Annotated in this window: 9 protein-coding genes and 1 pseudogene; all 10 read right to left on the bottom strand. The window is 65.6% G+C overall.

What is annotated here, in order from left to right; all coding sequences use genetic code 11:
* Window positions 1-212: pseudogene (locus SAS01S_RS23410) on the bottom strand (UDP-N-acetylmuramoyl-L-alanine--D-glutamate ligase); the annotation flags it as partial.
* Window positions 209-1,288 (bottom strand): phospho-N-acetylmuramoyl-pentapeptide-transferase, encoded by a 1,080-nt coding sequence (gene mraY / locus SAS01S_RS20340; RefSeq protein ID WP_066812814.1) that lies wholly within the window; start codon window positions 1,286-1,288, stop codon window positions 209-211. The pseudogene SAS01S_RS23410 and the gene mraY, both read right to left, overlap by 4 nt.
* Window positions 1,288-2,661 (bottom strand): UDP-N-acetylmuramoyl-tripeptide--D-alanyl-D-alanine ligase, encoded by a 1,374-nt coding sequence (locus SAS01S_RS20335; protein WP_066812810.1) that lies wholly within the window; start codon window positions 2,659-2,661, stop codon window positions 1,288-1,290. The genes mraY and SAS01S_RS20335 overlap by 1 nt, the downstream gene beginning before the upstream one ends.
* A 100-nt stretch (window positions 2,662-2,761) precedes the next feature.
* Window positions 2,762-4,180 carry a UDP-N-acetylmuramoyl-L-alanyl-D-glutamate--2,6-diaminopimelate ligase gene (locus tag SAS01S_RS20330; protein ID WP_066812809.1) on the bottom strand — a complete coding sequence of 473 codons (1,419 nt, stop codon included), beginning with the start codon at window positions 4,178-4,180 and terminating at the stop codon, window positions 2,762-2,764.
* The gene (locus tag SAS01S_RS20325; RefSeq protein WP_066812808.1) at window positions 4,177-5,907 is read right to left on the bottom strand and encodes a peptidoglycan D,D-transpeptidase FtsI family protein; all 1,731 of its coding nucleotides are present in this window, start codon (window positions 5,905-5,907) and stop codon (window positions 4,177-4,179) included. Before SAS01S_RS20325 ends, SAS01S_RS20330 begins: the two co-directional genes overlap by 4 nt.
* The gene (locus SAS01S_RS20320) at window positions 5,904-6,431 is read right to left on the bottom strand and encodes a hypothetical protein (protein WP_245657038.1); all 528 of its coding nucleotides are present in this window, start codon (window positions 6,429-6,431) and stop codon (window positions 5,904-5,906) included. Before SAS01S_RS20320 ends, SAS01S_RS20325 begins: the two co-directional genes overlap by 4 nt.
* Before the next feature lie 74 nt (window positions 6,432-6,505).
* Window positions 6,506-7,453 carry a 16S rRNA (cytosine(1402)-N(4))-methyltransferase RsmH gene (rsmH, locus tag SAS01S_RS20315; RefSeq protein ID WP_174544995.1) on the bottom strand — a complete coding sequence of 316 codons (948 nt, stop codon included), beginning with the start codon at window positions 7,451-7,453 and terminating at the stop codon, window positions 6,506-6,508.
* Window positions 7,450-7,932: a division/cell wall cluster transcriptional repressor MraZ gene (locus tag SAS01S_RS20310; protein ID WP_066812804.1), complete on the bottom strand. Its 483-nt coding sequence runs from the start codon at window positions 7,930-7,932 to the stop codon at window positions 7,450-7,452. The genes rsmH and SAS01S_RS20310 overlap by 4 nt, the downstream gene beginning before the upstream one ends.
* Window positions 7,933-8,263: 331 nt before the next feature.
* Window positions 8,264-8,542 (bottom strand): hypothetical protein, encoded by a 279-nt coding sequence (locus SAS01S_RS20305; RefSeq protein WP_066812803.1) that lies wholly within the window; start codon window positions 8,540-8,542, stop codon window positions 8,264-8,266.
* 69 nt (window positions 8,543-8,611) lie between these two features.
* Complete coding sequence (locus tag SAS01S_RS20300; protein WP_066812802.1) at window positions 8,612-9,586, bottom strand: cysteine synthase A; 975 nt, start codon at window positions 9,584-9,586, stop codon at window positions 8,612-8,614.
* Window positions 9,587-9,785 lie beyond the last annotated feature (199 nt).

Raw genomic sequence — 9,785 nt, 5'->3', positions numbered from 1 at the left:
TTATCCGCAGGCGAGTCGCTTGGGGCACTCCCCCACCCCAAACCCCTCCCCTGAAGGGGAGGGGCTGAGAGGGCGGTCCGCTTGCTCTCATCCGTGTCCCAGGCAACCACCTCAGCGCCCGACGCCAGCAAGGCGCGCACGGTCGCCACGCCCGAGCGTGCAAGCCCGAGCACAGCATAGCGTTCTCCGCGCCAGGACGGGTTGGTGATCACCGCAGCTTCAGCGTCGCCAGACCGGCGAGCGCGAGGACCAAAGCCACGATCCAGAAGCGGATGACGACAGTCGATTCGGGCCAGCCGAGCTGTTCGAAATGATGGTGGATCGGCGCCATGCGGAACACGCGCTTACCGGTGCGCTTGTAGACGAACACCTGGATGATCACGCTCATCGCCTCGACCACGAACAGCCCGCCGATGATGCCGAGCACGATCTCGTGATGCACGGTGACCGCGATCGCGCCGAGCGCGCCGCCCAAGGCGAGGCTGCCGGTATCGCCCATGAACACCGCCGCGGGCGGCGCGTTGAACCACAGGAAAGCGAGCCCCGCGCCGATCATCGCGCCGCAGAAGATCGCGAGATCGCCGACGCGCGGGATGTGCGGGATGCCGAGATAATCGGCGAATTTCGCGTTGCCGGCGAGATAGACGATCAGCATGAACGCGACGCTGGCGATGATGACCGGCATCGTCGCCAGACCATCGAGCCCGTCGGTGAGGTTCACCGCATTGCCGAACGCGACAATCGTGAAGGCAGCGAACAGGACGTAGAACCAGCCGAGATCGATCACCACCGAGTTGAAGAACGGCAGATAGAGGTGCGTGCCGTTGGCGGTATTGGTGTGGATGATGATCGCGCTGGCGATGCCGGCAATGGCGAATTCGCCGAGCAGGCGCACCCTGCCGGAGACGCCTGCCGTGCTAGCTTTGCGCACCTTGTCGTAATCGTCGAGGAATCCGATCGTGCCGAACCCCAGGGTGACGAACAGGCATGCCCAGACATACGGGTTGGTCAGGTCCATCCAGATCAGGATCGAGATCGTCATGCTGGTCAGGATCATCAGTCCGCCCATGGTCGGCGTGCCGCGCTTGGCGAGGTGCGTTTGCGGACCGTCGGCGCGGATCGGCTGCCCCTTGCCCTGGCGGACGCGCAACCAGCCGATGAAGCGCGGCCCGATGATCAGCCCGATCAGCAACGCGGTCGCCACCGCCGCACCCGAGCGGAAGGTCTGGTAACGGACCAGGTTGAGAACGTGCGGGAAACCCAGCGCCTGCGCGATCCAATACAGCATTATACTTTCCCGCCGGCGAGCGCTGCGACCACCGCAGACAACCCGACCCCGTTCGAACCCTTGATGAGAACCGCGTCGCCCGCTTCGAGTGTCGCCGTCAGGCGGTCGCGCGCGGCAGCGGCGTCGGGCACATGGACGATTTCGACCTGGCCCTCAAGCGCTTCGGCGAGCGGCTCCATCTTTTCGCCGACGAGAATGACCAGCTCGACGCCAGCGTCACGAACCGGGCCGGCGAGGGCGGCGTGATAGCCGTCCGATTTGTCGCCGAGTTCACGCATTTCGCCGAGAACCGCGATCTTCCGCGCCGCCTCTTCTTCGCCGAGCACCGCAAGCGTCACCCGCATCGACGCCGGATTGGCATTGTACGCCTCGTCGATCACCAACGCGCGGCCGCCTTTCACCTCGACCGAGAAGCGGGCGCCGCGTCCGGCAAGCCCGCCGAGATCGGCAAGCGCCAGCCCGGCCAGCGCGAGATCGCCGCCGACCGCGTCGACCGCAGCCAGCACGGCCAGCGAATTGGATACCCAATGCTTCCCGGGTTGCGCGACGGTGTAGCTGAGCTCGCGCTCGCCGACCCGAGCGGTGACGAAGGTGCCGCCATTGGCCGCCTTGACCGCTTCGATCGCGCGGACGTCGGCGCCCTCGTCGATCCCGAAGGTGACCGTGCGCGCAGCATGCGGCGCGGCGGCCGCGGCCAGGCGATCGCGATGCGGGCTGTCATAGGGAATGATCGCGACGCCGTTCGGCTCAAGGCCCTGGAAAATCTCGCCCTTGGCGTCGGCGATCGCGCTTTCGTCGGGGAAGAATGCGGCGTGCGCTGGCGCGATCGCGGTGACGATTGCGACATGCGGCCGCACCAGGGTCGTCAGATGTGCGAGTTCGCCGGGATGGTTCATCCCCATCTCGAACACGCCGTAATCGACCTCGGCCGGCATCCGCGCCAGGCTGAGCGGCACGCCGGTATGGTTGTTGTAGCTCTTGACCGAGCGATGCGCCGACTTGGCCGGCGAACGGTCGAGCGCGGCGAACAAGGCCTCCTTGGTGCCCGTCTTCCCCGCCGATCCGGTTACTCCGACGATTCTCGCCGACGTCCTGGCGCGCGACGCCTTGGCCAGCGCTTCCAGCGCCGCGAACGTGTCCGACACCCGGACATTGGGGTGCGGCGTATCCTGGCTGACGATCGCGCCGGCGGCGCCGCGGTCAAACGCTTGGTCGAGGAATTTGTGGCCATCGGTGGTCTCACCGGTCAGCGCGACGAACAGGTCGCCCTGCCCCACTTCACGCGAATCGAAGGTGACGCCAGAAACGTCGAACGCCGCCGAAGCGGCGCCGTTGGTGGCTGTCGCGATGTCGGCCGATGTCCAGAGCGTCATTGCGCTCCTCCGGCCAAACGAGGTGATCGAAAGAGGGTGATTGCGAGGAAAGTGGCAAGCATCCCCTCCTCTAACCGGGCAGCCCGGTTTTGGCCACGCGTCACGCCGCCGCCTCCTCGCGCGCTACACTCACGTCGTCGAATGGCAGCACCAGGTCACCGACAATCTGGCCCTGTTCGTGCCCCTTGCCGGCGATCAGCACGATGTCCTCGGCGCCCGCCTGGCCGACGGCATAAGCGATGGCCGACCGGCGGTCGCCGATCTCGATTGCCCCCGGCGCGCCCTTGAGCACTTCGGCGCGGATCGCCGCCGGATCTTCGCTGCGGGGATTGTCGTCGGTGACGATCACCAAATCGCCGTAGCGCACGGCGATCTCTCCCATCAGCTCGCGCTTGCCGTGATCGCGGTCGCCGCCGGCGCCGAACACGACGATCAACCGCCCGGCAGTGTGCGGCTTGAGCGCGGCGATCGCCGCTTCCAGCGCGTCGGGCGTGTGCGCATAGTCGACATAGACCGGCGCCCCGGTTCGCGTGATCACCGCGCGCTCGAGCCGTCCGCGTACCGGCTGCAACCGCGCGAGATTGGCGATGGTCTGGACAACGTCACCGCCGGTCGCGATCACCAGCCCGGCCGCGGTCAGCGCATTGGCGGCCTGATAGGCGCCGATCAACGGCAGCGTGACCTTGAGTTCGCGATCCTCGGCCTCGATCACCAGGCCCTGGCCGAGTAAGGTCGGATCGCGGCTGACCAGCCGAAGCGCGCCGCCGCGTTCGCCGACCGTGACGAGGCGCTGGCGTCTCGCATGCGCGAGATCGACGACGCGCGCGGCCTGCGGATCGTCGGCCCAGACGACGGCGGTCCCGTCGGGATCGAGCACTTCCGAAAACAGCCTGAGCTTCGCCGTAAAATAAGCGGCCATGTCGCCATGATAATCGAGATGGTCGCGGCTGAGATTGGTGAAGGCCGCGGCGATCACCTTCAGCCCCTCCGTGCGATATTGCGACAGGCCGTGGCTCGACGCCTCGAACGCGACATGGGTGACGCCCTCGCGCGCGAGCCCGGCGACGTTCGACAGGAAAGTGACGACGTCGGGCGTGGTCAGGCCGGTCGAGACGCTATCGTCCGAGGTCGTTACGCCTAGCGTCCCGATCGACGCGGCATGATGCCCCGCCATCCGCCACAATTGGCGCGTCATCTCGACCGTTGAGGTCTTGCCGTTGGTGCCGGTGACCGCGACCACCGTTTCGGGAAACGGCGCGAAGAATTGCGCGGCGAGATGCGCGAAAGCCTGGCGCGGATTGTCCGAGGCGATGTGCAGCGCCCCGTCGACGGCGACGTCCGGACGCGCGACAACGGCGATCGCGCCTGCCGCGACCGCAGCCGGGATGAAGTCCTCACCATTGACGCGATTGCCCTCGAACGCGCCGAAGATCGTGCCTGGCGCGACCTTGCGATGGTCGATCGCGAAGCCGGTGACGCTGGCGTCGCCCCCGCCCGTCACCAGCCCGCCGAGTTTCATTCGGGATCCGCCATCGTCTGCGGCTTTTCCCCGGGCCGGTGCCAGATCAGCGGCATCAGCTCGTCGACATTGATGTCGCGCGAGGGGTCCGGCATCACGCCGAGCATCGGCCCGGCACGAAGGATGAAACGGCTGACCACGGGCGCAGCGGTATAAGCGGCTGTGGTCACGGCTGCGACGGGCGAATCGAGCATCACGATCACCACATAGCGCGGTGCGTCCATCGGGAAAGCCGCCGCAAAGGTCGAGACGTTGGCTTTCTTCGAATAACCGCCGCCGGTCGCCACTTCGGCGGTGCCGGTCTTGCCGCCGACGCGGAAACCAGGTGCCTCGGCGTTCTTGCCGGTACCTGCGGTGACGACGAGGCGAAGCAGCTGGCGCAGGCGATAGCTGGTCTGCTCGCTGATCACCCGGCGGCCGGGCACGTCAGCGCCGGGCTGCACCTTCATCAAGGTCGCCGGGTGCCATACGCCGCCATTGACCAAGGCGGCATAAGCGGCGGCGAGGTGAAGCGGCGTCACCGCGATGCCGTGGCCGAAGCCCGCGGTCATCGTCGTCACGCGGCTGAATTTCTGCGGGAACAATGTCCGGCCCCGCGCCGGCAGTTCGAACGGCATCGGCTTGTCGAAGCCCATCGCGCGGAACATCGCCGACAATTTGTCGCCGCCCATTTCGTCCGCGATACGCGCGGTGGCGATGTTGGACGAATGGATCAGCGTTTCGGGAATGTTGAGCCAGCGGCCTTCGCCGTCGTGGTCGTGGATCTTGAACCCGTCGATCTGCAGCGGCTGGGTCGCGTCGAAGCGCCGCGCCATCGAGGTGACGGTGCCGCTGTTGATCGCTGCCGCCATGGTGATCGGCTTGAAGGTCGATCCGAGTTCATAGGCCGCGCTGGTAACGCGGTTGAAAAACGGACCGGGAAGCTGCTTGCCATCGGCGCCGAGCGCAGGCTTCGGCGCGAGTCCGGGATTGTTGGGATTGAAGGTCGGGAAGGACGCCAGCGCCATGATCTCGCCGGTGCGAACGTCGAGCACGACCCCCGCCCCACCCTTGGCCTTGAGCGTGGTGACGGCTTGGCCGAGCTCATTCTCCAGCGCCGACTGCGCGCGCGCGTCGATCGACAGCGCGACGGGCTTGCCGGCAGTGTCGGGCGAGGTCAGCCGCTGATCGAGCGCGCGTTCCATCCCGCTCGCGCCCTTATTGTTGACGTCGAGAAACCCGAGCACCTGCGCGCCGAGTTCCGACTGCGGATAGAGCCGCTGCTGCTGGCGTTCGAACACGATCGCCGGCTCGCCGATCGCGTTGACCTCGGTGACCAGCGACGCCGAGGCGTCGCGTTCGATATAAGTGAACCTGGTGCCCTGCAGCTTGCCGTAAATCTGGTTTTCGTCGAGGCCGAGGATATTGGCCAGACGCTGCGCAATCTCGCGGCGATCGCCTAGGATCTGGTCGGGATGAATACCGATCGCCCAGGCGTCGATCGTGCGCGCCAGCGGGTCGCCGTTACGGTCGACGATATCGCCGCGGATCACGCGGTCGGTCATTGTCGACGCGGTCGCGGTTCCCGCCGAAAACGCGAAAAAGCTGAGCTTGGCGACGACCACGCCGATCGCCGCGCCGTAGAGCAGCATCATGATCATCAACCGCTTTTGCGCGGTCGCACGGACCAGCGCGCGTTCGTCGGCAAGACGACGCGGCGCGACCGGCCGTGCGAGCAGATTGCTCATCGCGCGCCATCCTCCCGACGCGCGCCACGCGACAGCGAGCCCAACGTCGTATCGCTGAGCAGCTTGCGATCGAGCAACGCCACGGTAGCCGGCTTCGCCTTGATCGTCGTTTTGGCCGCGGCGAGCTGGAGCTTCGCCCCGACCGGCGCCGAGACCATTGCGACCGCCGCCTTCATCTTGGCTGGAGCAGCCGCCACCGGTGCGGCCGGTGCAGCGGCGACCGCCACTTCGGTCGGCGTCACAGGGGCGCTCGGGATGACCGCCGCGGCGGTCTGGACTTGCGGGCCGCCTGTCGGCGCTGGCGCGTTGAAATCGACCTGGGCGAGTTCGGCGTCGTTACGGATATATTGTCCGGCGGTCGGCGCCGACAGCTTGAGCGTGTCGCCGTTCCAGCGCTGCAGTTGCGCGAAGCTGGCGCGCGTGTCGAATTCGGTTTCGAGCGCGGTGATGTCGCGCTGCGTCCGCGCGATCGAGGATTCGATCGCCGCGAGCTTGTTGCGTTCCGCCGCTACGCGCGATGACATGAGGTAACAGCCGAGGATCACGCTCACACAGAGCACGAACCAGCCAAACCAACGAAATCGATGCGCCACAACCATCATATTTCTCCCGCAACCCAGGCTGCCGACGCGGTCCGCCTGGCCACACGCAAGGTCGCCGAGCGAGCACGCGGGTTCCGCGCCAGCTCGGCGTCACTGGGGCGCACCGCGCGCCCGATCATTTCGAATGTCGCCTCGGCCGGAGCGGCTTGAGGCGGCAGATGCCGCGAACCCGACGGCATCGCGCCGCTCCGTTCGCGCAGAAAATGCTTCACCAGCCGGTCCTCCAGGCTGTGGAAGGTCACCACGGCCAGCCGCCCACCGGGCTTGAGCACACGCTCCGCCGCGGCGAGACCATCGGCCAGCTCGCCGAGCTCCCGGTTGATATGAATCCGCACGGCCTGGAAGGTCCGCGTCGCCGGATCCTTCTTGTCGTGCGGTTTATGGCCTAGCGCCTTCCTCACTACCGTCGCGAGTTCGGAAGTCCGCGTAAGGGGTCTTGCGGAGACGATCGCCCGGGCAACGCGGCGCGAACGGGGCTCTTCGCCATAGAGATAGAGGACATCGGCGATGTCGCTCTCATCGGCATTGTTGAGGAAATCGGCGGCGGTCTCGCCCGACTGGCTCATCCGCATGTCGAGCGGCCCGTCGCCCTGGAACGAGAAGCCGCGCTCGGCCTGGTCGAGCTGCATCGACGACACGCCGATATCCATCACCACGCCGTCGACTGGGGTGAGGCCACGGACATCGAGTTCGGACTCGAGCGCGGAGAATGGCGCCTCGACGAGCGTTAGCCGCCCGTCCGACTCCGCGACCATCTCCTCACCGCCGGCGATCGCATCGGGGTCGCGGTCGAACGCGACCACCTCAGCGCCAGTGGCGAGGATCGCCCGAGTGTAACCGCCGGCGCCGAAGGTCGCATCGACATGGCGCTCTCCCGGGGTGGGGCGGAGAGCGTCGATTACCTCATCGATGAGCACCGGAATATGGGGGGTGGGCGTGCTCACAGGAGACCCTTCTCCTGCATGAGGTTGCGGCAGATACGCTTGAGGACGGGGGCAGCCTGGTCGTCGGTCGCGGCGAGAAGGGTGTGGGGATCCCACATCTCGAAATGCGTCAGCGACCCGTAGAAGAAAGCGTGCTTGGCGATGCCGGCCTCTTCCTTCATCCAGTTGATGATGACGGCGCGGCCAGTGCTGTCGAAACCGACTTCCTCGGCACCGCCGGCAATGACGCGAAGGACGTTGAAGGCGGGGTCGTTATCGCCCGCCGCGGCCTTGGCCAGCTTCGAGTCGACATAGCCTTGGTCGTAGGCGATCAGGCACTTCGCCTCGGGGTGCTGACCCATGAGGACGAACGGACCTTTCTTGAACCGCTCGGGCGGCGTGTTGTCGATGACGGCGTCGCGGAACTTGGCGGGTATGGAAACGCGGTTCTTGTCATCGACAAGCTGCAGCGCTGTTCCCGTATAGATACTCCCAGCCACCGTTCGCCCCGAACCAGACATGCGTTTCCCCGTTCGCGGAACGAGCCCTCGCTCGCGCCGCGGTGATCAGAATCAACGGGTAAAAACGCCCCACTTCCGGAGACTGGCGTATCAAGCCACCGGATGGGATTCAATGGGAATTTTTGGTGTTTGATGGGCCAAAATTGGCCACGTTTGGCTAAGCTATTCCAAACACTATGAAAGTTTCTTTAACCATAGCCTGCCCTTCTGGTGCTTGAAGGCACCGGCAAGGGCTTGAAAAGTTGGAATCCGCCCGACTCAGCCGCGCTTTGGGATGATTTCCCATCGCTTCCCGGCAGGGAGGCGGACATCAGTGCTTGGCGGGAGTGGGCGATGCCGCCGGAGCGACGCCCATTTCGGCGAGCGGCTCGCTCGTCGCGGTATCGATTGGAGCGGTGCTGTTCGACGCGGCGAGATTGGCGGCAACATCGACCTTGGGCGCGCCGACCGCATTGAGCGGACGTTCCCGGCTGACGATCGCGAACAGGGTCGCGGCGATGCCGATCATCAGCAATACCGCCGCGAGGCCGATCATGCCGACCTTCACCCGCTGCATCGTTTGAATGTTGTCGCGAACCAGTGTTTTCATACTTGTGTGGCATTTATGTAACGCATCGCGAGGCGTTTGTCGACCTTGCTGGTGCCACGGCCTACCGCATCAGGCGGGAACCAATCCCTTGGATGCCAACCAGTCGTTGTTGTAGAGCGTTGAAAGGTAGCGGAATCCCGTGTCGCACAGGATCGTCGCGACTCTGCTGCCCGGGCCCAATTGTTTCGCCAGCGCGACGGCACCGGCGACATTGATCCCTGACGACAGGCCCAGGCAAAGCCCCTCTTCGTCGAGCAGGCGCCTGACCCAATGATATCCTTCGGCGTCCGAAATGCGGAATTGGGTGTCGACCGGCGCGCCTTCCAGATTGGCGGTGATCCGCGCCTGGCCGATCCCCTCCGCGACCGACGATCCTTCGCTGTGGAGTTCGCCACAGGCATAATAAGAATATAGCGCGGCGCCATCGGGATCGCTCAGCGCGATCGTTACCTTCTCGTCGTGCGACTTGAGGCCGAGGCCAACGCCGGCCAGCGTTCCGCCCGTCCCCACCGCGCAGGTGAACCCGTCGATCCGCCCGTCCATCTGCTCCCAGATCTCCTCGGCGGTGCCGACGATATGCGCCTTGCGATTGGCGATATTGTCGAACTGATTGGCCCAGATCGCGTTCGGCGTCTCTTCGGCGATGCGCCGGCTGGTGTGCACGAAATGGCCTGGGTTCGAATAGGGCGCGGCCGGCACCAGCACGAGTTCGGCGCCGAGCGCGTGCAGCGTGTCCATTTTCTCGCGGCTCTGCGTCTCGGGCATGACGATGATCGTCTTGTAGCCCTTGGCATTGGCGACCAGCGCCAGTCCGATACCGGTATTGCCCGCTGTCCCCTCGACGATCGTGCCGCCGGGCGCAATCAGTCCACGCTCCTCGGCATCCTGGACGATGAACAGCGCGGCGCGATCCTTCACGCTGGCGCCGGGATTGGCGAATTCGCATTTGCCGAAGATTTCGGCGCCAGCCGCCTCGCTTGGCCCCTTGAGGCGGACGAGAGGGGTATGGCCGATGAGCGACAGGGTGTCGGGCGTGATGGGCATGGTGTCCTAGATAAACCGGCGCGCGGCGCGGGCAAGCAATCGCTGCTGCGCGGGAGGCAATTCCTTGTTGTGCGTGTGTCCTCTTCTCCCCTTGTGGGAGAACGACAGCGCAGCCTGGCAGCGCGCCGCCTAGGTTGAGAATGCAGATAATAGTTGTTCTTAAAGCGATCCAATTCCAAAGCTCGTCATCCCAGCGAAA

Source organism: Sphingomonas asaccharolytica NBRC 15499, assembly GCF_001598355.1.
GTDB classification, from domain to species: domain Bacteria; phylum Pseudomonadota; class Alphaproteobacteria; order Sphingomonadales; family Sphingomonadaceae; genus Sphingomonas; species Sphingomonas asaccharolytica.
Note: the sequence above shows the minus strand (reverse complement) of the source record. Positions and strands in the feature narration are given on the sequence as shown.